The following is a 25,782-nucleotide window of genomic DNA, read 5'->3' as shown; positions in this document are numbered from 1 at the left end:
GAACGCACCGTACCGGAGCCCGTACATGACACGCATCGTAGACGTCACGCCGGCCGGCGCGGTCGACCTGGCCGACTGCCTCGACCACCTGCGCGGCTGTCTCGACCCGGCAGAACCGGACAGCCTGCTTGCGTCCGCCCCCCTGCTGTACGCGCTCGGCGCCGGCCCGCTGCTGCTCGGTTCCGGCCCGGGGTGGACCGTACGCGCCGACATCTGGTCCCCCGCGGACCGCAACGACGCCGCCCTGCACTCGTACGAACTCCCACCCGATCACAACTTCTCCTTCCTGACCGTCGGCCACCTGGGCCCCGGATACCGCACGGAAGTCTGGGAGTACGATCACCGCCCCGGTCTCACCGAGGGGACCGGGCGGACCTGGTGTCTGTAGAGGAAACGACCCTGCCCGCCGGCCGGGTCATGCACTACCGAGCCAGCCGCGATGTCCGCTTCCAGCACCCGTCTCCGGCCACGTCCGTCTCCCTCAACCTCCTGGTGCACAGGCCGGAGGAACAGGGCCGGGATCAGCTCCTGTTCAACACCGCCAGCGGAACCGTCCAAGGAACCGCGATCGAACGGCGCCGCACCGGACAGCCGCTGCTGTGTGCCATCGCCGGCCACGTCGGCGACGGCAACACCGTCGGCGTCCTCCACGACATCGCCACCACCCACCCACTCCCCGCCCTGCGCGCCACAGCGCACGAGGCATACGACCGTCTCACCGGCCCGGACGGTCACCAGCCGCCGGTTCGTCCCTCTCGGGCCAGTTCCTGAGCGTCGCGGCGAAGCTTTCCCGCACCCGATCGGCATGGTGTCGGATGTCCTCCTCCGCCCAGTCGGCGGTCTCGACCGGTGGCAGTACGGCCACGTCGACACGGCCCGGGCGAAGCAGCCGGCCGTCGCGGTCCATGACGTCGGTCGCGTTGCGGATGACCACCGGCACCACAGGTACGGCGGCGCGTGCGGCGACCCGGAACGCCCCCGTGCGGAACGGGCCGAGGTCCGGGGTGCCCGCTCTCGTCCCCTCCGGTTCCACCAACACCGACACGTCCCGGCGCAACCGCTCCACCGCCGACGCCAGCACGGCGGCGGACTGGTCCCGGTCGTTCCGGTCCACGAACAGAGCACCGGTCCAGCGCAGGAAGTGCCCGAGCCCCCAGACGTCACCGAGCTCGCGCTTGACCATCGCGCACCAGTCGGAGCGCAGCAGGTGGGCCAGGATCAGGGCGTCCACCGGGCTGCTGTGATTGGCGACGAACACCGCGGGCCGCCGGGCCCGCAGATGGTCCCGGCCGGTCACGCGTACCCGCACGCCCGCCGCTCGCAGGACCAGATCGCTGCCCAGCCGCAGGGCGGTCGCCGCGGCCGTGTGTCTGTCCCAGGCAGCCGCTCCCGCGAACGCCGAGGCGGTGAGCGCGGTCAGGGCGGCGCCCACGGCTCCCGACGTCGCGACCAGGGCTGCCGCCTGTCCGCCTCGCGGCGGCTCGAGCCGGACCACCGGCCAGCCCATGGCGTGGGCCACCTTGGCCAGGGCCTCCTTGGGGTTGACGGCTCGGGGCCGGCCGACGTTCTCAAGCAGCGGCAGGTCCTCGTAACCGTCGCAGTAGGCGAAGCTCTGGCTCAGATGCGCCCCGTGCTCGGTGGCGTGCGCCCGCACCGCGGCCAGCTTGGCGGTGCCCGCGCACAGTGGGGCAGGACGTCGCGTGTCGATACGGCCGTCCGTCACTTCGACGGGTGTGCACAGCAGATCCACGCCGAGTGCGCGGGCCAGCGGCTCGGCCTGCGGTCGGCTGGCCGCGGTGGCGATCGCCACAGTGTGACCCTGGGCCTGGTGCGCCCGCACCAGCATCCAGGCGTCACGGCTGATGCGTGGGACGATCTCCTCGGCGAACACGCGCTCGCTCAGCTCGGACAGAGCCTCCGCGGGCTTCCCGTGCCAGTGCGCGGCGGCGGCGGCGCCGAGCCGGGCCGCGGCGTGGTTCTCGACGCCCGAGCGGGCCCGCAGCAGATCGGAGACGATCCGGGCGGGCGGCGCGGAGGTGAGGGCCCGCCATGCCTCAGCGGGCCACTCGCCGTGCCGCAGCCTGTTGCGGCAGAAGGCGAGCGCGGAGTGGCCGCGGATCAGGGTGCCGTCGAAGTCGAAGTACGCGCCGGTCTCCGGCCCCTGTGGTGCCGCGGCGACGGCCGACAGCAGCCGGTCGGCGTCCCCTCGCGGGTGGCCGGCGGGAGTCAGCGTGCCGAGGCCGGGAAGGCGCGCCAGCCCGGTCACAGCCTCTCCCGATCTCGTCCGGGCTGTTGCCCCAGTTTCTCCAGGACTCTGAGGTCGTCCAGCACGGCGCTCAGGTGTCCGAGCCGCCCGCGGCGCAGCAGAACGCTCTGAGCACCGAGGAAACCTCGGCGCTCGGCCTCCAGCAGCATCGCGGCGTACAACTGGGGGGAGACGCACGCGTCGGTGTCGTGGAGGCTGTCGGTGGCGCGGTGGGAGAGGGCGGCCTCCAGGGCAGCGGCGCGTTCGGCCTCCCGGCCCTCGGCGAAGAGGCACAGGTGCCGGAAGACGTTGCGCTGTGCCGCGACCACCGGGCGCGCGATGTCCGGGGCGACGAGTTGCCCGGCGTCGGACAGTTCGCGGTCGAACGCCCAGGGTGCGTCGGTTCCGGGGCCCTGGGCGGTGGCCAGCCTCTTCAGCTCGACGACGGCGTTGGCCAGCAGGAGGGGATCCGTCTCCAGCCCGGTGCCACAGGTCAGGAGGTCCATCACTAACCGTAGCTGCCGCACTCCGTGCTCCCAGGCGGCGTGGGGGTCCACTCGTGAGCCGCGCAGCGCGGCGACCTCCGCGGCGGCGCGCGGCCAGAACCAGTGCACGCACTGGTTGCGGTACAGCGCCGCGACCCGGGCGCGGGGGCGGTGGACGAGATGAGCGCCCCCCGACGCGGACGCTACCGCTCCGGCCCGGCGCAACCGGTCCAGTGCCGCCTGGACCCCGTCCTCGTCGCGCAGCACCGCCGCGGGTGCGCACGGCGCGTTCCACCGTTCCAGGGCGTCCAGCAGGGGCTGGACCCGCCGATGGACGCCGTCCGCGGAGAAGGGGGCGAAGCGGCTCGTGAGCGCCAGGCAGACCAGCGCTTCCGGGGTGACCGGGGTCGTCCTGGCGATGCCCCGGTTGACATCGCGGCCCAGGCGGCGGGCGGCGGCACCGTGTCCGGTGGGGGCCGGCCGTCCGTAGGCCCCGGCGGCGAGTGGAGCGGCGAAGCGCACCTCCACGCGGCCCGCCGCGCGGCGGTGGTCGCGCACGTACCGGGCGAACCACCGCAGCGACTCGGGCCTCTTGGGCCGCCCTGCCTCCTCGTCGGCCAGTTCCGTGCCGCCAGGGACCGGCGCATGCGTCAGTGACACCGGCACGAACCACGCCTGGCGGCCGGTGCCGGCGCCGAGAGCTTCCAGGGCGTGGGTGAGCAGTCCCAGACGCGGCGGCTGGAGCAGCCCGGTCCTGGTGCGGCTGCCCTCGGGGTACCACTCGAGCGGTTGCCCGAGATCGATGAGGTAACGCAGGTAGAGCCGCAGCGCCGCGCGGTACGTCTCGTCCCCGTGTGGGCGGCGGCGCACGAAGACCACACCGGCTCGCCGGGCCGGCGTCGACAGCAGCGGGATACGGAGGTTGTCCCCGGCGAACCAGATGTTGCGCGGCAGCCCGCAGTCGCGCAGCACGCGCGCGAGGAACAGCGGATCGGCGTAGGCGCGGTGACTCGGCAGGAAGATGACCGTGCCGCTGGCGGCCAGCCGCCGCACCATGTGGCGTTCCTCCGCCCGGCTGTCCACCTGCCACGGGCCGGTGACGAACCACTGCAGGAACCGGCCGAAGGCCTCCCTCCAGCGGCGGCCGCCGCCCGCGGCCATCTCGCGCAGGCAACGCCGCAGTGCGTCGCGCACGACGTCGGGCGCGCGGCCGGTTTCACGGGACAGCCGAGCCGTCTCGGCCGAGGCGGCGGGCTGGGCGAGTACGGCGGTGACCACCGCTTCGGGGCTGTGTCGGGTCATGGAGCTACTCCTCCTCACGGCCGCACGACCGCACGACCGCACGGTGACGGTGACGAATCAGGAACCGGCCGCGCTCCGCGTCCGGACGGCCTCGGACGACCGCCCGGACGGCCCGGTCCGGGTCCGCAGCAGCGAGTGCAGCAGCGCTTCGTCCGGGTCGGCACCCGTGACTGCCTGGTACCGGACGGCGGCGGGTCGTGCCTCCTCCAGCACCGAGGGGGTGACCAGCGATCGCACGGACACCTCCTCCAGGGCACGCAGCGCCGCCCGGACGGCGTCGAGCGGTTCCCGTGCCAGCGCGTTGCGCGGCAGGGCGCCCGCGACCTGGTGGTGGCAGGCCAGACGGACCGTCCTCACCTCGGCGTGCTCACCGATGTCCGGTTCCCGCGGAGGGAACGGCCGGAAGCGGAGCGGATGCACGTCGGCACCCGTTCGCAGCGCGGCCTCCAGGACCTCCTGCGCACCGACCGCCCGCGCGTGCCGCGGCCCGTCGGCCGACCAGATCACGTCGCCGCCGTGGTCCAGATGGGCCGCCGCTCGCAGGGCGGGAGGTTCGGACAGCGGGGCGCAGGGACAACGACGCGGATCGAGTCGGGTGCCGGGGCCGTCGAAGACGAGGCCGAGCAGCCTGCGGGTCCAGCCCCCGCCGCCGAGCAGCAGCGGAGGGGTGCCGCGCACGGCCGCGTTGACGGCGGCGAAGACCAGGGCTGCGGGTTCGGTGTCGCGGCCGTGCGCGTACAGGCGGCCGGGCCCGTCGTGCGCCGGGCCGGCGGACCCGGCGTACTCGACTTCGGTGAGGAAGCCCTGTACCAGCGCCACCAGCAGGTCGTACCCGTCCCCGTCACCGTTCCGCTCCCGCCACCACCGGCCGACGCGCGCCACGTCCAGGGTGCACGGCGCGGACTCCCGGACCGTGACCGCGTCCCCGCGGTGCTCCACCGACAGGTGGTGCCGGGTGAGCGGACGGTTGCGCGACGAGGCCCCGAGCGGGTCGGCGTCCGGGAGCACGGCGGACGGGTGGGCGCCGCACCGCGCGGCGACGTGCTGCCGGACGGCCACCTCGGCCAGCCGGTCACCGGCGGACCTGCCCGGCTTCAGGCCGAACACCGTGTCGACGGTGCCGGGGAACCAGTCGACCTCCCTCATGTCCCGCGCCGTGACGACGGTGGCGTCGGCCCTCGTCCTGCCGATGCCGGGGCCGGGCAGCGGCGAACGATCGCGTAGAAAGGCGCGGCGCTGCCCGGGGTCGTACGACGCCAGGAATCCCATCGGCACCAGACGTTGCTCCAGGCGCAGGGTCGCCAGCACCCGCCCGGCTTGGTGCAGGAAGAGGTCCGTCACCGGCCGGTCGGGATCGTCGTCGGCCAGGCCCGCGAACCGGGCGTCCACACGTACGGTCGAGGACTCCGGCAGCGGCTCGTACAAGCGCAGGTGAACCAGGCGCCGGGGGTAGGCGACGCGCCCCGGCGCGATGCGGGCGTCCCAGCGTTCGAAGCTCTGGTGCGGGATGATGTGCAGCGCGCCGTCGAGCAGTCCCGGGTGCACCGTGCCCCGCGGCACTCCGCACAGGGCCGGCCGGAGCACGCCGCTGCTGCCGCGCTCGCCCCAGCGCATGCCGGCCAGCACCTGGAAGGCGGGCCCGTGGAAGACACCGCCGTCTTCGTAGGGCAGGCACAGCGCGGGCCGGGGGGCGGCAAGCGGTGCGGGCACCTCGGGTGGTGGCCCGGCCTCCTGGTGCACCACGGCCGTGGCCACCGGCTCGTACCGCGACAGGGCCGGGTTGGCCGCCTCGCGCCAGGCCAGCAGCCGTACGTCGGCGCGGCCATCGGTGGCACGGACCTCGGTCAGCAGACGGCGGGGCCCGTCCAGTACGACCCACCGGTCCATGACCAGATCCTCCACCGCCCGGACCTGCCGTCCGGTGTGCCGCTGTGCGGCCTCGACCAGGAGGTCGGCGGCGCACGTCATGGGCAGTGCGGGAGCGGTGTGGGCGGGCCGGTGGTCGGCCGCCCAGGTCTCGGTGCGCGGATCGAGCACACGCGCGGCGAAGTGGCCGGGGGGCTCCGGCGGGTCGATCTCGGTGACGCGCAGACCGATGCCGCGGACGTGGTAGATGCGCAGACCGTCCACCGTGAGCCAGGCCTGGGCCACCGCGTACCGGCCGTCCTGATCCTGCCCCGTGCCGGTGATCTCCAGGTCGATGACCACCTGCTGGGAACGCGGCGTGACCTGTCCGCGGTACTTCCAGGTCAGCGGCTCCTCGTCCGCGAACACTTCGAAGCGCGGCGCGCGCATGCCGGCGGCGAATCCCTTCTCGATCAGCAGGACGCGCAGCAGCTGGTACATCGTCTCCACGCCCAGCGAACCTGGCTGGACGGGGTCCTGGTAGAAGTGGGCCCGGAAGTACCAGTTGTCGGCGCGCACGGTCTGTTGTCCCCGGATGCTGCCCAGGCCGGCCGACCCGCCGAGCGGCCGGCACCGGGTGAACCGGTCGGCCGTGACGAGACGGGGATGGCCGATGCGCAGCGGGCCCGTGCAGTACTTCTCCGGCCGCACCGTGAGGTCGGTGTCGGGCGGGCCGTCCAGTGTCTCCCCGCCGTCCGCGCGGCCGTCGCCGCCCGCGTCCTCGCTGGCGCCCAGGCCGGTCTGCGCGTCGAACGCCCCGGCGGGGAAGTACCCGAAACTCGTCGAGCAGCTGAGCGCGGGCGCGCCGTCCGCGGTGCACTCGATGTCGAAGAAGACCAGCACCATCGGTCCGTTGGAGGAGACCTCCCGCAGCGTGGCGCGAGTGCGCAGGACCCGGGTGCCGGTGGGCACGGGGGCCAGGACGGTCGTGGTGCCGTCGAGATTGCGGAAGAAGAGGTCCTGCCCGGCGTCGGGAGCGCACCCGGTGAACTGCGCCAGCCAGCCGCACGGCTGCAGTGCGGCTTCCATCAGGATCGCCGTGGGGAGGGTACCGCCGCTTTCATGCCAGAACCAGGCGTCCTCGGCCAGGTCGAACTCCGTCTCCACCGAACTGCCCGGTGCGCAACGGCCCGGCTCGGCGTGCAGCTCGGTGACCCGGTCCACGCACAGGTAGGGCGGGCCCGGCAGCCGGGGGGTGCGGCGCCTGCCGGACAGTTTCGCGAACGCCGGGCCCATCGCCTCCCCGGGCCGCCCCCAGGCGGAGGCCAGCATGCTGTCCCGGTCCAGCAGCGTGCCGTCGGCGACCACGGTCCGCCGCGACGCGGGGGTGGCGCGCAGTTCGGCGGCCGGGACCGGCAGCCCGGCCGGTGCGTCGCCACCGGAGCGCGCGAGGGTACGCCAGTGGTCCAGCGGGGTGTCCGGTACGAGCCGCAGGGCCAGTCCTTCCGCGTGGAACGACTTCCTGCCGTCCACGGTGCAGAGCAGGTCGGCGCGCAGCACGGGTTCCGCTCCCTCCTCGACGGAGCGGACGAACAGTTCATAGGTCAGCAGCTCGTTGCCGGGGACCGCCTGGCCGCGGCAGCGCATGCGTACGCTCTCGTCCAGGACCGGCTCGAAGCGCCAGCCGTCCCGCTCTCTGGTCAGACCTAGCGCTGCGAGGTGGAAGGCCATCGCCTGGTGGCCACCCTCCAGCATCAACGTCCCCGGCATGCAGGGGTCGTTGTGGAAATGCCCTTCGAAGAACCAGTCGGTCGCGGACAGCGGCAGCTCGGCGCGCAGATACCCGGCGCCCGCCGGCCCGCCCCGGGGGTCGAAGTGGGTGACCCGGCGGATCAGCTGATGGGGGCCGTCGGCGATGCGAGGTGTCCTCAGGTGACTGCGCGTCACTTCCCAGTCGGCACCGAAGCAGTCGGCCGGCCGGCCCTGGGCGAAGGCCGCGACCTGCTCGGAGCCGAAGGAGCGCACCTCTGCCTCTGTGGCCGGTTGCTCGTCGGCCGGTCGGTCGGGGTGCGCGGCATCAGGCGTCCACAGCAGGCCCGCCGACTTGTCCAGCTCTTCATTGGTGAAGAAGCCCGCCTGGCCGTTGCGCACGCTGATGCGCCGTTCACCGCCCACCCAGCAGTCGTACTCGAAGAAGAACAGCCGCACGCCGGTGTGCTCGGCATGGCCGGTGATCTCGATGCGGTAACAGAGCGTGTCGCCGGGCGCTGGGAGGGGGCCGTGGAAGGTGAGATCGCAGCCGAGTAGCCGGTAAACGCGGTCCGCGGGCTGCTGCAGGTCGACGCCGAGCCAGCTGATGAGCAACAGGTCCGCCTGTCCGGCCTCGACGGTCAGGGCGGGCGCCATGCGGCCGGCCGGGTCGAGGTACCAGGCGTCGGGCGTAACGTCGGTCTCGGTCCAGATCACGCCGGTGCCCACCGAAGCCGGTTCGGCGTCGATGCCCGTCACCCGGTCGACCAGCAGCATCGGCGGACGCGGCAGTCGTGTCTGGCGGCGGCGGGCGTCCTGCGCCCGGAACCGTGAGCCGAAGAGTTCGGACACCGGCCGGTGTGCCAGGCGTTCCAGTTGCATGCGGTCGAACTTCGGTCCGGGCAGTTCCGACGCCGGCGGCGGAGCAGGCCTGTGTGCGGCAGGCCGCGGCCGACCGGCCGGCCCGCCGCCGGTGCCGGGGCCGCCGGTCGCGGACGGACCAGAGGCGCCGGCCATGGGCTCGCCGATGGCACCGGTCGCCACCGTGGTCGCGCCGTCCCTGGCCGGACCGGGGCCACCGGCCGCCGCGCCGGGGACGCCGGCCGTCCTCATGGGCTCGGGGAGCACTGCGGCCACCGGGGCGTGCATTGCGGGCCGCTGCCCCGTCGACGCGCGAGGCGCGGCATGGCGCGCACCGGGTCCGCGAGCCGGTCCTCCACCGCTCACGGCGTGGGCCGCTCGCGCCGGAACCGCCGTGCCGGGAGCGCGCGCCGGGTCCCGCCGGTCCGGCCCCGGCGACACGGGCGGCAGGCTTCCCGCCACCGTGATGGTGCGTGCCGCCCGGGCGAGCACGGACGGTGGTGGCGTGAGCCGGCGGGTCAGGGCCTCGTGCCGGACGGGAAGGCCGGCCGCCGCGAGCCGCGCGGTCACGTCGAACAGATGGTGAACCGAGCGGTCCGGCGCGGCGTCGAGGGCCACGGCGAGATGCTCCCGGTCGCGCAGGACCTCCGACGCCCACCCGGTGCACAGTTGCTTGGGGCCGTGCTCGATGAACACCCGCACACCGTCGGCGTAGGCCTGCTCCACGGTCGAGGCGAAGTCGACGGTGCCGGTCGCCTGAGCGGTCAGCGCGTCCGCGACGCCGTCGGCGGTCGGTGGCAAGCCGGTTCCGGTGGCACAGTCGTAGAAGCGCACATCCAACGGTTCCGTCGGGCGGTGGTGGAAGGCCCGCCAGCGGTCGGCGACCGCCTCCACCTCGGGGGCGTGGGCGACGACGTCGTACGCCAGCCGAAAGGCGTAGGCGGGACGCAGGGAGGCGAGGACCCGCGCGCAGGCCTGCTCCTCTCCACCGATCATGCAGCTGGTGGGACTGTTGACCGCGGTCAGATGCACCGCCGTCTCGCCTTCGAGCAGCTCTCGGACCCGCTTTGGCGGCGCCCCGATCAGATGGGTCGCCCATCGGCTCCCCGGCACCCCACGCTCACGCCACACGGCGCGTACGGACTCGCAGGGGCCGGTCAGCAGGCCGTTGAAGAGCGGATCGCCCATGGCGTCCGCGACCAGCGGACGCAGCTCGCGCCACAGGGACAGGGAGATGAGCGCGCTCACTGCCCCGGAGGAGTAGCCCAGCACGCTGTGCGGACGCAGCCCCAGGGTGTCCCGGCTGAGGGAGGTGTGCAGATGGCTGAGCATGGACGACGCCCAGATCCGCTGCATGGCGGTGGGCTCCGGGGCACCGGCCGGCGGTTCGTAGAGCCACTGCACGAGCCGCCCGAGATCTCCGCACCGCTCGGCCAGGGCGTGCTGGGCGTCGGGGCACGCCAGCAGCAACGGGCGGCCCATCCCGTGGTAGGTGGCGGCACCGCCGGTGTAGACGAACGCCACCTCACCGCCCAGCGGCCGCGCCCGGTGGTGCACGCCCTCCGGCCGGGAACCGGTGCCGCGCAACCAGCGCACCGCGGCCGCGACGCGATCGCGCAGCTGCGCCTCGCCGTTCGCCTGCACGACCAGCCGGGCGGGACCCTGGTCATCCTCCCGGTAGGAGAGCGCCTGTTCGAGGGCCGCCTCGGTGTCGGCACCGGAGAACACGTGCAACCGCGGTGGTGCCTCGGTGAGGACCGCGCGAGGGGGTCCGGACCCGGCGGTCAGCCTGAGCCGGTCGGCACCCACCGACTCGGCGGCCCGGACGATGACCTCGGCGCTGCGCGGACCGAGCCACGGTGCCGCCGGGGCGCCGGTGCGTGGCAGCAGCGCCCTGCTCAGGGCGGCGACGGCAACCGCCACGCCGACCATGCCGTGGGCGCAGTCGGCGTGTCCCAGCAGCTCGGCGGTGTTCACAGCGGCCGGGCCGTCGGCCTCCACGTCACCGACCAGTAACCCGGCGGGCCGGTCGATGTCATCCGGTCCGCCCGCAGCGGGCAGGACGGCCAGGATGCGGTCGCCCTCCCGCCGGGCCGCGCTCGCCGACTTCACGACGAGGACCACCGCGGCGTTCACCGGCCGCAGTGGCCGGCCCAGCGCGGACAGCACGGAACGGTGCACCTCCTCGTCGGGGAAGGCGACGGCGCCCACCACGGCCGCATCGCACTCGTCGGCCCGGATGGCCCGGGCGGCGAGACGCAGCGCGCTGAGACCGGAGGCCTCCCGGTCGGACAGCGCGAACCCGGGCCCGGTCAGGTCGAGGGCGACGTTGACCTGGTTGGCCAGTGTGGCGCCCATGTGACGTACCACGGCGTTCGCCGTCAGCGGCGCGCTCAGCGGCGCGGGCTCCTCGTCCGGTCCGGCGGTGACCCGGGTCTTCCGCCAGCGCGTGCTGTACCGCGCCGTGTCGGGCGTGCTCTCGGCGCCGACCATGACGAGGGTCCGTTCCCTGGGGAGCCTCAGCCCGGCGACCGCCTCCTGGCACGCGCTGAGCAGCATCGCCTGCTGTGGGTGCGCGTCGGCGAAGTCGGCCGGCGGGAAGGGGAGTTCGTCGAGGGCGAGACGGATCTCGTGGGCGGTGCGGGCGCGGTCGTCGCGTCGGTGCCTGCCCCGGCCGTCCGCGACGGCCCGCCCTCCCGCCGTCAGGTCGCGGACGAAGTCGGCGACATCGGTTCCGCTGCCCAGCCGGACGCCCAGCCCCACGACTGCCAGATCCTGCGTACCGCCGTCTTCCGGACCGGACGTCGCAGCGAAAGTGCCGCCCGCCGGCCCAGCGGTCTCCCGCCGGGTGTCGCCGCCGGGCGCGTCAGGGGCCGTTGCGCCGCTGGTGCGCGAAGCGGTGGCGGTGCCGGACCTCGGCCCGGCGCAGGGCTCCGCGGCGAGAGCGGGTCCCGCCGCGCCCGCCGGACCGTCGGCTACCGGCAGGCGCACGGTGCCCGACGGGGCCTGCGGCCACGCCTCGACGACCAGGTGTGCGTTGCCGCCGCCGAAACCGAAGGCGCTGAGCGCCGCGGCCCGCGGTCCCGTCCAGTCCTCGGGCTCCGTCGGCAGCCGGAACGGCCCGCCGGCGAGCGCGGTCAAGGGGTCGCGCACACCGGTGGCCGGCGGCACCACGCCGGTACGGAGGGCCTGAACGAGTTTGATCAGCCCCACCGTGCCGGCGGCGGGCAGCGCGTGGCCCACGTTGGCCTTCGAGGACCCCACCGGCAGATGACGAGCGCCGGTGAACACCTCGGCACTGCTGCGGATCTCGACCGAGTCGCCCAGTGGTGTGCCGGTCGCATGGCATTCCAGCAGGCCGATCCCCTCCGGTGCCATTCCGGCCTGCCGGTACGCCTCGTACATCGCCCGCCGCTGGGCGTCCTCGTTCGGGGCGAGGAAACCGCCGCGTCGACCGTTGTTGCACCATCCGACGCCGCGCACCACCGCCAGGACCGGCAGGTCACGGGCGAGCGCGTCCGGCAGCCTCATCAGGGCGACGAAGGCGGCGCCCTCGGCCGGGACCAGCCCGTCGGCCCGGCGGTCCAGGGGCAGACTCCGGCCCCGGGCGCTGAGCGCGCCGAGTGCCGTGAAACCCATGTGGATGTAGAGGCTGTCCGCGCCGCTGGCGCCGCCGGCGACCATGACGTCCGCCTCGCCGTCGTGCAGGCGGTCGCACGCGAGCTTGATGGCGTACAGGGAGGAGGCGCAGGCACCGTCGAGCGTCAGCGTGCCCGCGCCCAGCCCGAGCAGCCGCCCGGTGAGCACCGCCGGGTACCCGAAGCAGAACCGGTTGAGAGGTGCCGGCCCGTCGGCCGCCGCCCTGCCGCGGAAGGCGTTGCCCGTGCGCCACTGACGCACCGAGAGGTCCGCCAGGGCGGCGGTGGGATAGGCCAGGTTGCCCATCACCAGGCCGGTGCGGGTGCTGTGACGGGCGCCGGGCACGGTCTCCAGCGCCGCGGCCGCGGCGTGCGCCGTCCAGCGGAAGACAGGGGCCAGGCGCTGGGCCTCCGTAGGGTCCCAGCCCAGCGAACGCGGGCGGAAAACGGTGTCGAAGTCACGTACGTAACCGCCCACGGCGCTGACGACCCGGTCCGGGGCGGGGCGGTCGGACAGCACGGCCGCGGGGTCGATGCCCCAGCGGCCCTTCGGGACGGGGCCGACGGCGGTTCGGCCTTCGACGACGGTGTCCCACAGCTCTTCGGGCCGCAACGCCCCGGGGAGCACGCAGCCGTGGCCCACCACGGCGATCGGTGGAAAGGTCATGAGTCGTCCTAGGGGTGAGAGAAGGGCGGGGGGATCGCCCCGGGTGCAGACGGGCCCGGGGAGGAAGGGGTTGGAGAGGAGACGAACGGGAAGGAAGGGCCGGGGCGGGGGCGTCCGGCGAGCGCCCCCGCCCCCGCCCCGGCCGCGCCGGGACCGTCCGTCGGGACGGCCGGTCAGTCCGGCCGGACCACCAGCCGGATGCCGTGGAGGGTTGCGCGAACGGCGCCGTCCTCGTCGGTGAGCACCGCGTCGCACACGGCTTCCAGCTCGTCGGCGGACCGGCCGGTGACCCGGCACGTGACCGGCCCTGGCCCGGCGGGTCCCGGCCGGTGCACGACGCAGCGGGACACCGCCATGGGAAGAGTCGCCCTGCCGACGGCCTGCTCCGCCCAGAGCACCGCCGACTGCATCGCGCCGTCGACCAGCGCGGGGTCGGTGCGCCAGAGCCGCTCCCGGGGCCAGCCCATCTCCGCCAGGCCGTGCAGGACGGTCAGGGACCCTGCCGTGTCACAGCCGACGACTTCGTCCACCACTTGGAACAGCGGCCCGTGGAAGTGCGCTTTGTCCCCGTAGCGAAGCGGAGGACAGGGGGCCGGCCGCGGGGCCCCCTTCGCGGGGTCCTGCGGTGTGCCGGGGGCCTCCAGCGGCGCCACAGCGGTGAAGCGGGGGCAGTCGCCCGCACCGCGCAGCTCCAGCGACCACCCGTCCGGCCCTGGAGTGTGCGCCGCGTGCAGGGTCAGCCACTGGGTGTCCGGATAGTCCTCCAGGACCAGGGTTCCCCTGACCCGCACGTCGTGCAGGGCGAACGGTCGGCCGACGTCCCGCTGCCCCGGCACGGCCCGGGCGAGCAGTTCCACGGCGGTCGCCACCGGCAGGATCACCCGCCCGGCGATAGCGTGGTCGGCCAGTTCCGGATGCTGCTCACCGTTGACGAGCACGGCACCGCGGGGAGCGGGACGACGGGCCCGGGGGCCGGTCGCCCCCCACCGGGCGATCTGGTCAGCGTCGGGAACCAGTACGATCCGCGTCGGGCCGCGGGCGGAGAGCACCTCGTCGGCGAAGGCGGCTGCACCGGCCTCCGGCGCGATCAGTGCGGTACCCGCCTCGTCGAAGTGCTCCTGCAACTCGGGCGTGACCATGCCCCCGCGCCAGGCTCCCCAGGCCAGTGAGACCACCCGCGCGTCCGGCCGCTGCCGGGCCAGCACCGCGGCCATGTGGTCCTGCACGGCGTTGGCGGCGGCGTAGTCGGCCTGCCCCGCGTTGCCGACCGCCGCGCTGACCGAGGAGAACAGGCACACCGTGTCCAGGGGGTCCTCTGCCGTCGCGTCCAGCAGGTGGCGCAGGCCGTCGACCTTCGTGGTGAAGACGGTGTCGAACTGGTCGTCGGTCTTGTCGGTGAGCGGTTTGTCAGCGATGACGCCAGCGGCGTGCACCAGGCCGGTGACCGGGCCCCAGTCAGCGCGAACCTTGTCCAGGCAGCTGCGGACGGCGACCGGGTCCCGGGTGTCCACGGCGGCGTAGCGGACCGTGGCGCCGGCCTCCTCCAGGCGGCGCAGGGTGGCGCGGACCTCATGGGCCGCCAGGTGCTGTGCCGCCTCGGCCCGCACCTGCGCGGGCGGGCGGACCCGGCCGGACGCCCGGTCGCGGTCCATGAGCGTCCGGGTCAGCGCGGCCAGACCGTCCGGTCCGGTCTCCTCCGGTGACTCGTCGGGCAGTGGGGTGCGGCCCAGAAGCAGCAGGTGCACACCCCGTACCCGCCCGGCCAGCGTCGACAGGCACTCGGCGGTGATGCCCCGCCCGCCTCCGGTGACGACGAGGAAGGAGTCGGCGCCGAAGCGGTCCGGCGCGGCGGACGACGGCGGTGCTTCCTCATAGGCCAGCACACGGCGTTCCCCGTCCGCGGAGAGGGCGACGTCAGGGTCGGCGCCCCCCGTGAGGAGTTCCGCGGCCAGGGCCCGGCCGACCGCTTCGGGGGGACGGTGGCCGCGCTCGCAGTCGATGGCCCGGACGACGGCCGACGGCCATTCCCGCGCCGCGGTCCTGGCCAGCGCGGCGCCGCCGTTCAGCCAGGCCTGCTCGCCCTGACGCCCGCACTCGCCGAAGTCGCCCCCGCTGTCGTGGACGATGACCACGGACGTCTCCCGGCCGGTGGACCGGTCGGGCGAGGACGGGGCCAGAGCTCGCAGGGAGCGCATCAGATCGCGGTGGAGTGCCCCGCTGGCATCGCATGGCGAGGCGTACGCCCGCAGTGCGTCCAGGAGCACCACGCAGCCGGCTTCGCGGGCGGTCCCGTCCGTCGGCGGCTCGGAGGTGACCCGTGCCCGGATCCCGTGAGCGGTGAGCTCCGCGGCGAGGGCCGGCGCCACGCCTGCGCCGTCGTCGGTGATGAGCACGGAGGTGTTCAGTCCGGGTACGGACAGTCGGGGCGGTCCGGACGGCACCGCGACCGGGGCCAGGCGGACGAGCCGGGGAGGGGCCGGCCCGCCGGCCCGGTCCTGTAAGGAACTCTTGCGCCCGGTCGCCGCCTCGGCCTCGGCCAGCCGCTCGGTGACGTCTCCCAGCGTGTGCAACGCCGCCACGTCCGCCACCTCGACGTCCGCCAGCCGCGGTACCTGCTGCCGCAGCGCGGCGAGGATCTGGACGCGCTTGATGGAGTCGATGCCGAGGTCGGCTTCCAAGGCCATGTCGGGGGTCAGGATGTCCTCGGGGTAACCGGTCAGGTCCGCGACGACCGTGCGCAGGACTTCGGCCAGGTGCTCGGCGGAGTGTGCGGCCGCCTGCCCCCCGGCGGGCGCCGTGTTCTCCGGTGCGTGGGGTTCCGGGGCGTCGGGTTCCGGTGCCGCGGCCTCGTGCGCGGCCGCTGCGGGTTCCGTGGTGTCCGCCACCGTCGCGCTGGTCACCGTGGTGCCGGGCAGGTCGGCAGCGGCCTCCTCAGATGTCCGCGAGGGAGGCGGGGCGATATCGGTGCCGATGGCGAAGCCTGCGTACGGACCGACGGGGTCGGCCTCCTCAGCATCGGCCCGGGACGGGTCGCCCTCCTGGACGTCCCGCGCCGCCTCGCCCTCCGGTGCGCCCGGTTCCAGAGCGAGCCGTGCCAGTCCGGCCAAGGCCGCCTGGGTCGAGTTGAGGAAGGCCTGATGGCTCTCGGCCATCATGCGCTGGTGCTCGGAGTGGACCTGCGCGGTCTGCTGCTGGGCCTCGCGCAGCAACCGCAGTGCCTGCGGGCCGTCCGGCGCCCCCTCGGGGGGCGCGGAACCGCGCTCGTCGGGCGGAAGGTGGTCAGGGGGAAGATGCATGTCCGTTCTCACTTCTCTTCGGTTCGGGCCGACTGTCGGGCCGGCACGGGCGGGTAGGGCCGACCGGCGTTGTTGCCGCCGATGGGCACGCGCATCCGGGGTTTCCTCCGTTCGCGGGCGGGCCTGTGGTCCTTCCACAGCGCCGTGAAGTCGATGGACCGCGCGGTGTGCACGGCGAGGGCGCCGACAGTGTCGTAGAGGGTGGTGAGCCCGTCGGTCCCCCGCCGGTCCGCGGCGACGGCCAAGTGGGGGCGGTCGCCCAGCACCCGGGAGACCAGACCGCTCAGGGCGCTGCCCGCTCCCAGTTCCAGGAAGATTCGGACACCATCGGCGTACATAGCCTCGACCTGTGCGGCGAAGCGCACGGGTGACGACATCTGGGCACCCAGTACCTCCCTGATGGCGGCCGGTTCAGCGGGGTAGCGGCCGGCCGTGACGTTCGACCACACGTCGCATCCGGGCGGTCGCAGGGTGATGTCGTCCAGATACGCCGTGAAGGGTTCGGCCGCGGCAGCGACAGCAGGGCTGTGGAAGGCCGCCGCGGTCTCCAGCCGGGTCGTCGCCACCGAGTCGGCGGCGAGCGTCTCCTCGGCCCGCTGCACCGCCTGCGTGGTGCCGGCCAGCACCACCTGGTCGGGCGCGTTGTGGGCGGCCAGCCAGAGCCCGTCCGGCGGTGTCGAGCCCAGTACGCGGGCGAGCCGCTCCTCGGGGCAGGTGACCGCGATCATGGCGCCGGGGGTCTCGGCCGTGGCCCTCGCCATCAACTCACCGCGCCGGGTGGCCAGCCGGAACAGGGTTTGGCCGTCGTAGACGCCGGCCGCGTGCAGGGCCGTCAGTTCGCCGAAGCTGTGGCCCGCGGTGCAGTCCGGCAGGATGCCCAGCCGGTCCAGTACGGCGAGTTGGGCCAGGCTCTGCACGGCGAGCGCGGGCTGCGCGTTCTGGGTCGCGGCCAGGGCACGCGTCCGCTGCCGACGGCCCTCGTCGTCGAAGGCGGGAGGCGGGAAGACCAGGCGGTGCGGCGCCAGGCCCCACTCCGAACCCCAGTCCGCGGCGCGGTCCCACACCTGCAGCGCCCAGGGCACGTGCAGGGCGAGGCCCGCTCCCATGCCGACGTACTGGCTGCCCTGCCCGGAGAAGAGGTGGGCGAGGCGGCCCCGTACCGCCTCCGGGCCGCGGTAGTGGGTGCGGCACGGCTGCGTCACGGGACGCTGCGGGTCCTCGGTGATCCGCTGCGCCGCCGCCCGCAGCCGCTTCTCCGCATCGGCCGCACCGCCCGCCATGACCGCGAGGCGGTAGTCGAGGGAGGGGTCGAAGTCGGTCTGTGTGCGGCGGGCAAGATCCGCCAGGTCCTCGTCGGATTCCGCCAGTCGCAGCACGGCGGCGGCCAGTTCGGCGGGCGAGTCCGCGGACAGCATGAGCAGTTCGTTCTGCACGTGCCGCACCAGCGGTGGTGCCGGGCGCCCGGCGGGAGGCCTGTACTCCTCCGCGGTGACGTGGAAGTTGCTGCCGCCGAACCCGAAGCTGGAGACGGCGGCCCGCCGGGGGTGGTCGGGGTTGCGGACCCAGGGTCGCGCCTCGGTGTTGACGTACAGCGGGCTCTTGGCCGTCCGGACGGCCGGGTGAGGACTTCCGATCTTGATGGTCGGTGGCAGCGCCCGGTGGTGCAGTGCCAGCACGGCTTTGAGCAGTCCGGCCGCACCCGCCGCCGATTTCGTGTGCCCGATCTGGGACTTGACCGAGCCGATCGCGCACCATGGCTCGGCGGCATCGCTGCGGTCGTCGGCGAACACGTTGAGAAGGGCGGTCAGCTCGGCCGTGTCACCCGCCTTGGTTCCCGTCCCGTGTCCCTCCACGAGTTCGACGGTGGAGGGACCGTAGCCGGCTTGTTCATAGGCACGGCGCAGGGCCAGCTCCTGGCCGTCGGGCACCGGAGCGTAGATGGCGCCCCCGCCCCCGTCCGACGAGGCGCCCAGCCCCTTCAGCACCGCGTACACCTGGTTCCCGTCGCGCTCGGCGTCCGCCAGCCGGCGCAGCGCGAACATCACGATGCCCTCGCCGAGCATGGTGCCGTCGGCCGCGTCGGAGTAGGGGCGGCAGTCCTGGGTCGGCGACAGCGCCGGTGTTTTGCTGAAACACATGTACATCGGGATGCCGTTGCACGTGTCGGCACCGCCGGTCAGTACGGTGTCGCACCGGCCCAGCTGGAGTTCGGACACCGCCATCGACAGGGCGGCCAGCGAGCCGGCGCACGCCGCGTCCACGGTGCAGTTGGGGCCCTTGAGATCGAAGCGGTTGGCGATGCGGCCGGCCACCACGTTGCTGAGCAGGCCGGGGAAGGTCGCCTCCTGCCACGGAACGTACTGTCCCGCGATCCGGTCGCACAGCCGCCCGGCCTCCTCCTTCCCGATCCCGCCGTCCCGGAGCGCCTTCAGCCATACGGGGCGCTGGATCCGGCAGGCCATCTCGAAGAGCAGTTCCAGTGCGGAGGTGCCGATGATGACCCCCACCCGTCGGCGGTCCATCCGGGCCAGTTCCCCACCGGTGGCATCGAGCAGCGCTTGCTCGGCCGCCACGAGGGAGAGCAGTTGCGTCGTGTCCGTCGCGGGCAGGGCGTTGGGCGGTACGCCGAACGCCAGAGGGTCGAAGTCGACAGGGTCGAGGAATGCTCCGCGCCTGACGTAGGTGCGGTCCGGTACGGAAGGGTCCGGGTCGTAGTAGTCGTCGATGAGCCAGTGGGTCGATGGCACGTCGCGCATCAGGTCGCGACCGCTTACCAGGTTGCGCCAGAAGCCGTCCGTGCCGTGCGCGCCCGGCAGCAGGGCACCGACTCCCACAACGGCGATGTCCAGGGGGCCGGGCGGGCGGGGCGGCGTGAGGGCGGGAGGGGTCAGGGCCATGATGGTCCTCCTGGAGGACGGGTGGACGGTTCGGTGGGGACAGCGCCGGGGGCGATGCGGCCCGGAGCGCCCGCCTACGGCAGAGGAGCGGAGGGCGGGAGGCGCGAGGTGGGCGGGTCGCGGGTGTCCGGGCCGCTCCGCGAGGCCGCCGTGAGCCGGTCGCCGCGGCGGAGCCACCGGTTGGCTCCGCGATGTCCCGGGCCTCCCGGCAGCCGCGTGGTCGGTCACCCGGCGGCAGCCGGTGCGGTGCGGGTGGGAGCGGGCGGGCGGTTTCTCAACCGAGACGTCGTGGCGTGAAGGAGAAGGCCGACGGGGGCACCGGCACGCCCACCGCCCGCAGCTGCTGCGCCCGGGTGACCACCGTGGCGCCTTCCAGCAGGTTCAGCCCGATCTCGGCGACCGAGCGCTCCGCCGGGTCGGCCAGGAAGCTGCCGGCGGCCCAGTGGTTGAACGCGCCCATGGAGGGGCCGCACCAGAGCTGGTAGTCCAGTCGACGGTCGGCTGTCCCCTCAATGGCCCAGCGGCTCGACTGCCCCAGGTACCAGCGGAAGAGCAGTGCCATCCGGTGCCGGGGGTCGGCGGCGGCCCGTTCGAGTTCGCTCGGATCGCGGCGCCGCCAGAACGTCTCCGTCTCCCTCCATACCTCCTCGACGGAGGAACGCAGCACCTCGCGTTCCAGGCGTGCGCGCGTGGTCTCAGGAAGCTCGTCGAGGGACGCGTACCGCTGGTAGAGCTGGTGGAGGAAGCGTGCCCGCCGGGGGAACATGGTGCCCCTGGCGAGCACCTGTACCTGTACGCCGAGTTCGAACATGTCGGCGGCCGGGGCCATCACCGTGTCGGCCAGGTCCGCCGTGGCGAGCAGTGCGCGGGCCGCCTCGCTGACCCCGGCCTCCACCGCCGTCTGGTTGACCGACCCGGTGACCACGTACGCGGCTCCGGACGCGAACGCGCCGGCGACCGCCTGGGGTGTGCCCAGCCCACCGGCCGCGCCGATCCGCACCGGCGCGTACCGGCCCGCGGACTGCTCGCGCAGCGAGAAGAGGCGTGACAGCAGTGCCGGAAGCGGCCGGTTGTCCGTGTGCCCGCCGCTGTCCGCCTCTGCGGTGATGTCCTCGGCGACCGGAACGCGTGCCGCGAGGGCCGCCTCCGCCGCGCTGAGGCGGCCCGCTGCCACGAGTGCCCGCACCAGGTCCGGCGGTGCCGGCGACATGAAGGCGCGGGCGGTTTCGGGGCGGGAGACCTTCGCCATGACCCGCACCGGCCGGTGGACGGAGCCGTTCGGCAGTTCGCGGATGCCGCGGAGCGCCAGACGGACGACGGCGGGGGTGAGCTCCATGAAGGCGGAGACCGACGCGGTGGGTACCCGATGGGCGAGGATCAGGTCGGCCACCGCCTCCTCCACTCCGCGTTCCGCGGGCGAGTGGATGAGGTTGACGCCCCAGCCCGGTGCGTCGCCCAACTCGCGCCGCAGGCACAGGATCGACCGCTCGACCTCTTGCGGAGACAGTCCGGCAGCTCCGAAGATCCCGAGCATGCCGGTCCGAGCCGCCGCGATGACCATGGCCGTGGTGGCAATGCCGTTGGCCATCTCGCCGACGACATAGGGAAAGCGCAGCCGGTGGGCGGTACGGAAAGCCACGTCGCCCAGCCGTTCGGGGCCGGACGGCGGCAGGGTGCCCGTCAGGCTCCAGCCGGTGCCCGAGGGCACGGGACACGCGTCGCGCAGCAGAACGCCGTGGGCGCCGTCGCTCAGCCGGCGGACGATGTGGACCGCGGACCTGGGGGTCCGGGCGGCGTGCTCGGCGCCCGCGGTGCTGAAGTCCGGGTGGTCCGGGACCGCGGCTCGGCCGTCCGACGCAGTGGCGAGCAGGTGGGCGGGTCGGGAAGTCACGTGTCCTCCGGTCGGTCCTGGCCCACGGCTTCATCGGTCTTCGGTTCGGCGCCCGGCTCCGGTCGCTCCTGTGGGCCGTGGGGCGCGGAGGGAGCGGCCGGGACGACCGGGCCCGGCTCCGGGCCGTCCGTGCCGGATGGCGCGGAGGCCGAGCTCTGAGTCGCCAGGACGCGGATCGCGGCTTCGGTGCGGCTGTGGACACCGAGCTTGCGGAATGCCGTGGAGAGATAGTTCTTGATGGTCTGTTCGGACAGCGCGAGCGCGCGGGCGATGCTCCGGTTGGTCATCCCGCGGCTCATCAGGAGCAGCACCCGCTGCTCTTGGGGACTGAGCCGGGAGAGATCGAGGCCGGTGTCCTCAGCCTGCGGTACTTCCCGGAGGGGCTGGTCGCTCCGGTCGCGGAACGGGCTGCGGGGCGCGGGCGGGCCGGGCTTCCGGTCGGCTGCCCGGCCGGCGTGCGGCAGGAGCATCGCCGCTTCCCGGAGCAGGCTCAGCGCACGGGCGTGTGCTCGAGTGATGGACTCCATCAGCTCCAGCGCGCTGAGCAGTATCAGGTGCCCCTGTTCTGACGGTGAGGGGACTGGGGACGGCTCCGGGCTGCCTTGAGCCGGGCGGCAGGGGGGACGAGACAGATCGGGGGGGTGGGACACAGCGGGGTCACATCTTCCTGGGAAGGTTTCGACAGTGAGCGCCGGGAGGGGACAGGGGCAGTGCACCGGCACGCGCGAAGGGTTCGGGAGGCTCTTCCGTGGGTGACTCACTTGTCGACAAGGTTTTCGATCTCCCGAAATCCGCCCTTTAGAGCAGAGTGCAGCAGTTCAGGGCGTTTTACGGCGCCGGAATCGATGTTCACGCCAATAGCGCACAGGTAGTCGTACGAACACATGGCCACGGAGAAACCGCAGTTCACAACAGGTGCGAAGGGATGGATTCCGGCCACGCCCACACCGGCCACCTCCAACCGCTGCTGTGGCCCTGCCACGTAGGTGCAGTGGACGTCACTGGCCGTCAGGTGTCGGGCGAGAGCTCGCACGGCGGGACCGGGCGCCGCTGCCAACAGGCAGGACAGTGGTCCGAGCCCGTCCGGATCGATCAGTGGATCGGCGCGTGCGGCCCGCACCATCGTGTGGACGCCCTCCAGGCGACGCAGCGGATTCGCTTCCCCGGACAGCCCCGCCAGCCGCAGGCCCGTGAACCGGTTCCCGGCCTCGACCGCGCCTGGCCTGGGAGGCAGGGCCACCGCGATCGCCATCGGCAGGTGGCGGCAGGTGAGACCGAGCTCCTCGTGGTAGAGGCGCAGGCCGCCCAGGACACTGGCGAGGAAGGCGTCGTGCGTGGTACCACCGACCAGCCTGCCCGCAGCGCGCAGTGTCTGGCGCGGCACATCGAGAACATGCAGCGCCCGCTGGTGGGACCGCTCCCGCAGGGCCGGCGAGTGGGGGGCCGGAAGCGTCAGGGCGGAGACGCAACTGCGCCCGGTGGCCCGGGGCCGCATCGCCAGGCGCGACAGCGTGCCGAGAGGCGTCAGCAGTCGGTGCACCGCCGTGCCCGTCAGGCGCCGCAGTTCGTCGGCCGCCGCACCGGGCAGGCCGGGCAAGCCGGTCAGGCCGGTCAAGGGCGGGATGCCCGGCCGACCGGGAGGATCCGACCGTGCGTCCGCGGGCGGCACCACTCGCAGGGGGCCCGGCTTCCTCGGCGCCGCGGAGGTGTCCTCACACAGGGCGCTGAGCATGGCCTGGACGGACCGGCCGTCGGCGAGCGCGTGATGCACCTTGAAGACCAGGCTGGCGCCGGTGGCCGCCGGTCCGTCCACGAGCACCGCTTCCCACAAAGGGTGCGCGGTGTCGAACGGTGTCGTCGCCATCGTCTGGGCCACATCCAGCGCGCCGTTCGCACCGTCCGGGTGCCGCACCCGCCGTAGGTGATGGCGCAGGTCGAGCACGGGCACCGGTTCCCAGCGGGGGCGGCCGACACCGAAGGGCGGTTCAGCTAGACGGGTACGCAATCGGGGATGCGCCTCCACCGCGTGGCCGACCGCCGAGCGCAGCCGATCCCATTCCGGGGCGGCGTCGAGGGTGAGCAACGCCAGCACGGGCAGCCTCGCCTCGGTGCTCTCCGTCCGCCACAGGACAGCCTCGGACGTGGTCAGGGCGCGGGAGCCGCCCGGCAGCCGTGGTCCCACGTCACTCTCCCCGGTCCGGTGACGGCAGGTCGGCCGGACCGGACGGTCCCAGGCGGGGAGCGCCGGGGCCCTGGCTTCCGGATGTCACTGTCCCGCAGGGGACGACAACCGCGCACACGGGCGTGTCGGTAGCCGGGGACGCGGCACCGGGCTGCCGTGGCGCGCACGGGACGAGCGGAGCCTCGGTGCCGGCCGACCCCTGGAAGCCACCGGCGCTGTCCGGTGCCGACCCGGCGGATGCCGTGACCGAGGGCTTGGCAGGTGACCCCGGTGCGCCGGCGGGCGTGCGCCCCACCGTGCCGACGGACGCAGCCGGCTCCGAGGCCGCCGGGAGCGGCGCCGTGGAAGCGACGGCCGGCGTGGCCGTGGGCGCGGCACCGGCGACACCGGGGCCGGTCACGGTCACGGACAGCGGGGCGGGGGCGGGGACGGACAGCGGGGCGGGGGCGGGGACGGCCGGCGACGCCGGGGGCGAGGGCTGGCCCGGGTAACCGCAGGCAGCCAACAGACCGGCGGAGGTTGCCGCCAGCACGGTGAACACATGGCGCGTTGTCACAGGAAATCCTTCGATTCAGGAACGGCGATCTGAGGTGGGTCCTGACAACTGCACGGCAGGAAGCGGACAACGGGAGCGTCAGGACCGCAATTCACGGAAAAAGGAAGCGAAAGACCGCATGAAGCGCAGCAGCGCGGCAGTCGCGTCTTGGAGAAAAGACGCGAAGTCGGTGGGCGCTGTGAAGATGAGATAAAGCGAGATGGTGAACAGGAGCCAGAACATCAGGCTTCTTCCACGAAAGAACACGGCAGGCCCTTCGGCCGCGCTCAGGCGGCTGTCGTCGGTTGCACGAACGGAAGCGACAGCGTGGCCGGGGAGTCGTCGTGGGAATGCAGGGTGACCCTGCTCAGGAAGCGGGTGCGTATCGCACAGGTGGGGTCGCTGGTACCGACCAGGAGCCCGATCCGATGTCCCGTGGGGATGTCCCGGAAGGTGGCACGCAACCGCAGGTCGACGGGTACCGGGCACCGACCCCCCGTCGTCAGGGTCGCCGCGCCCTGGCTGATGAGCTGCCCGAAGCCGGAAGGGCCGACGTCGTACAGGTGGGCCGTCAGCGTCACTCGTCGTGCCGGGCAGGTGACCGCCAGCCGCAGTCGGGGAAATCCGCGCAGGTGGCCGGTGGATGTCCCGGGCGCCGTCAGCCAGCTCGCGGCCACGCTTCCGGGAACCATGGGGAACCAGATGCCGGGAGCGAGCCCAGTGGCCCGCTCGACAAGCGACGTCAGCAGCACGATTCGATCGGTCGCGCCCGAGGGGATCGCTCCCAGCAGGCGGTTGCTCCAGGCGCCGCCGCGGCCCGCGAGCAGACCGGGCCCGAGGATGCGGGGCGGGCCGAGGCCGTACGGCACACCGGGGTTCGCGGTCGGCGGGACGACGTTCTCCACGCTGTGCGGAGCGGTGCTTCCAAGGACGACCACTGCCCCGCTGCGGTCCACGACGGTTGGCAGGCGGCGCATTTCGTGGTCGAGCCAGCGCCGGGCGTACTGCCACACCTCGCGCCCCGCGTGGCTCGCCAGCTGGGCCACCGGCACGATCGGGTGGTCGTCGGGATGCAGGAGCAGAACCGACCTGGTGGTGAGCGCGGCGTGCAGGTCGATGGTCGGGTCCGGACGAAGCACGGTGTCGTTCCAGCCTGCGGAGAGCAGTACGGACACGGACCGGGCGTTGAGCTGTTCCACACACGAGGCAACGGACCGCCGGGCTGCCCAGTGTTTCAGCTCGGCAAGCTGGAGCCCGGTGTAGAAGCGAGCCATGGCGGCGACGAAGGAGTGCTCCGCCCGGCCGCGCAACAGGCCCGAGCTGAGCAGTACCGCGGCGTTCAACCGGGGGGTGTCGTCGTCGGCCAGCGCGGCGTAGAGATCCGCCCAGCCGTCCAGGGCGACGACCGTGGTGACGCGGTCGTCCGCGGCGGCGGACAGCAGACTGATGGCCGCGCCGTAGGACACCCCGAGGGCCGCGATCCTGCGCCGGTCGGCGGAGGGGAAGTTGGCGAGCGTCCAGTCGAGGACCGTCCGGAAGTCCGCCACGTCCTGCGGGGAACCGGCGTCCACCAGGCCGCCGGAACCGCCGAAACCGCGCGGCGTGTAACCGACCGCCAGGTATCCCGAGTCCGCCAGCCACGTCAGCATGGCTGCGAAGCTCGACTGGGTCGCCGCCCAGCTCGCGGGCAGAACGACCACCGGCTGCGAGCCGACCGGATACGGACCGTTCCCCGACCGGCTGCGGTAGAGGGTGACATCCAGGCGGGTCCCGTCCGGGCAGGTCACACAGCGACGTTCCTGACGCGGTCCGGCGGTGCCGAGAAGCGATGCGAGAATGAGGTCGGCCTGCCGGCCCGCGGTCACGCGTTGACGGCTATTCATACGATTCCCAGGTGCGAGGATCGGAACGCGGCAGCCGTGCGGCTGCCGACGTCAACGACGGTAGGACCGAGGAAGGACGCCTCACAATGAGTACCTTCTTCCAGGTACGGGGCAGCGTTTAGAACGTCGTCATGGGGTGACGCGAAAAGGTTGTGCACCAGTAGCGGCGAGGCAGGAGAAATGCTCCAAACATTTCGGGCCTCGTTTTTCTCGTGCAGGGGGGAGCGGCGGTCCTCCGGTAGAAGCCGTTCCGCGCCTTTCCGGACCGTCGTTCGCGCGGTCGGCTGGCAGCAGTCCGGCCACCTG

At 73.5% G+C, this 25,782-nt stretch carries 12 protein-coding genes; 3 read left to right on the top strand and 9 right to left on the bottom strand.

From position 1 onward, the window contains the following. The first annotated feature begins 25 nt into the window (after positions 1 to 25). Together ACFW48_RS18590 and ACFW48_RS18585 are read left to right on the top strand one after the other, a co-directional pair. Positions 26 to 388: a hypothetical protein gene (locus ACFW48_RS18590; RefSeq protein WP_386315895.1), complete on the top strand. Its 363-nt coding sequence runs from the start codon at positions 26 to 28 to the stop codon at positions 386 to 388. After that, positions 379 to 771: a hypothetical protein gene (locus tag ACFW48_RS18585; protein WP_386315893.1), complete on the top strand. Its 393-nt coding sequence runs from the start codon at positions 379 to 381 to the stop codon at positions 769 to 771. Before ACFW48_RS18590 ends, ACFW48_RS18585 begins: the two co-directional genes overlap by 10 nt. Here the strand turns inward: ACFW48_RS18585 and ACFW48_RS18580 are convergent. The 8 genes from ACFW48_RS18580 to ACFW48_RS18545 all read right to left on the bottom strand — a co-directional run bounded on the left by ACFW48_RS18580 (position 716) and on the right by ACFW48_RS18545 (position 23,058). Continuing rightward, a complete protein-coding gene (locus ACFW48_RS18580; RefSeq protein WP_386315891.1) occupies positions 716 to 2,266 on the bottom strand; it encodes an HAD-IB family hydrolase in 1,551 nt (516 codons plus the stop codon). The two genes, ACFW48_RS18585 and ACFW48_RS18580, sit on opposite strands and share 56 nt — an antisense overlap. Then, the gene (locus ACFW48_RS18575) at positions 2,263 to 4,032 is read right to left on the bottom strand and encodes a 1-acyl-sn-glycerol-3-phosphate acyltransferase (protein ID WP_386315889.1); all 1,770 of its coding nucleotides are present in this window, start codon (positions 4,030 to 4,032) and stop codon (positions 2,263 to 2,265) included. Before ACFW48_RS18575 ends, ACFW48_RS18580 begins: the two co-directional genes overlap by 4 nt. A gap of 57 nt (positions 4,033 to 4,089) precedes the next feature. Then, positions 4,090 to 12,792, bottom strand: a complete 8,703-nt coding sequence (locus tag ACFW48_RS18570; RefSeq protein ID WP_386315887.1) for a beta-ketoacyl synthase N-terminal-like domain-containing protein — start codon at positions 12,790 to 12,792, stop codon at positions 4,090 to 4,092. Between the two features lie 173 nt (positions 12,793 to 12,965). Beyond that, positions 12,966 to 16,088, bottom strand: a complete 3,123-nt coding sequence (locus tag ACFW48_RS18565) for an SDR family NAD(P)-dependent oxidoreductase (protein WP_386315885.1) — start codon at positions 16,086 to 16,088, stop codon at positions 12,966 to 12,968. Between the two features lie 8 nt (positions 16,089 to 16,096). Then, positions 16,097 to 18,985 carry a beta-ketoacyl synthase N-terminal-like domain-containing protein gene (locus ACFW48_RS18560; RefSeq protein ID WP_386315883.1) on the bottom strand — a complete coding sequence of 963 codons (2,889 nt, stop codon included), beginning with the start codon at positions 18,983 to 18,985 and terminating at the stop codon, positions 16,097 to 16,099. 274 nt (positions 18,986 to 19,259) lie between these two features. After that, the gene (locus ACFW48_RS18555) at positions 19,260 to 20,876 is read right to left on the bottom strand and encodes a PfaD family polyunsaturated fatty acid/polyketide biosynthesis protein (RefSeq protein ID WP_386315881.1); all 1,617 of its coding nucleotides are present in this window, start codon (positions 20,874 to 20,876) and stop codon (positions 19,260 to 19,262) included. Next, positions 20,873 to 21,403, bottom strand: a complete 531-nt coding sequence (locus ACFW48_RS18550; protein ID WP_386315879.1) for a response regulator transcription factor — start codon at positions 21,401 to 21,403, stop codon at positions 20,873 to 20,875. The genes ACFW48_RS18555 and ACFW48_RS18550 overlap by 4 nt, the downstream gene beginning before the upstream one ends. A gap of 230 nt (positions 21,404 to 21,633) precedes the next feature. Further along, positions 21,634 to 23,058 (bottom strand): wax ester/triacylglycerol synthase domain-containing protein, encoded by a 1,425-nt coding sequence (locus tag ACFW48_RS18545; protein WP_386315877.1) that lies wholly within the window; start codon positions 23,056 to 23,058, stop codon positions 21,634 to 21,636. A 185-nt stretch (positions 23,059 to 23,243) separates the two neighbouring features. Between ACFW48_RS18545 and ACFW48_RS18540 the strand changes: the two genes are divergently transcribed. Then, the gene (locus ACFW48_RS18540) at positions 23,244 to 23,549 is read left to right on the top strand and encodes a hypothetical protein (protein ID WP_386315875.1); all 306 of its coding nucleotides are present in this window, start codon (positions 23,244 to 23,246) and stop codon (positions 23,547 to 23,549) included. A 331-nt stretch (positions 23,550 to 23,880) separates the two neighbouring features. On the opposite strand, the gene ACFW48_RS18535 is transcribed toward ACFW48_RS18540, so the two are convergent. After that, complete coding sequence (locus ACFW48_RS18535; RefSeq protein WP_386315874.1) at positions 23,881 to 25,476, bottom strand: CocE/NonD family hydrolase; 1,596 nt, start codon at positions 25,474 to 25,476, stop codon at positions 23,881 to 23,883. Between the last annotated feature and the right edge of the window lie 306 nt (positions 25,477 to 25,782).

It is taken from the genome of Streptomyces sp. NPDC058812 (assembly GCF_042744565.1).
GTDB classification, from domain to species: domain Bacteria; phylum Actinomycetota; class Actinomycetes; order Streptomycetales; family Streptomycetaceae; genus Streptomyces; species Streptomyces thinghirensis.
Note: the sequence above shows the minus strand (reverse complement) of the source record. Positions and strands in the feature narration are given on the sequence as shown.

Excerpts from the sequence above, each read along its gene's own strand:
- ACFW48_RS18590 (WP_386315895.1), top strand. The coding sequence starts at position 26 with ATGACACGCATCGTAGACGTCACGCCGGCCGGCGCGGTCGACCTGGCC.
- ACFW48_RS18575 (WP_386315889.1), bottom strand. The coding sequence starts at position 4,032 with ATGACCCGACACAGCCCCGAAGCGGTGGTCACCGCCGTACTCGCCCAG.
- ACFW48_RS18570 (WP_386315887.1), bottom strand. The coding sequence starts at position 12,792 with ATGACCTTTCCACCGATCGCCGTGGTGGGCCACGGCTGCGTGCTCCCC.
- ACFW48_RS18565 (WP_386315885.1), bottom strand. The coding sequence starts at position 16,088 with ATGCATCTTCCCCCTGACCACCTTCCGCCCGACGAGCGCGGTTCCGCG.
- ACFW48_RS18560 (WP_386315883.1), bottom strand. The coding sequence starts at position 18,985 with ATGGCCCTGACCCCTCCCGCCCTCACGCCGCCCCGCCCGCCCGGCCCC.
- ACFW48_RS18550 (WP_386315879.1), bottom strand. The coding sequence starts at position 21,403 with ATGGAGTCCATCACTCGAGCACACGCCCGTGCGCTGAGCCTGCTCCGG.
- ACFW48_RS18535 (WP_386315874.1), bottom strand. The coding sequence starts at position 25,476 with ATGAATAGCCGTCAACGCGTGACCGCGGGCCGGCAGGCCGACCTCATT.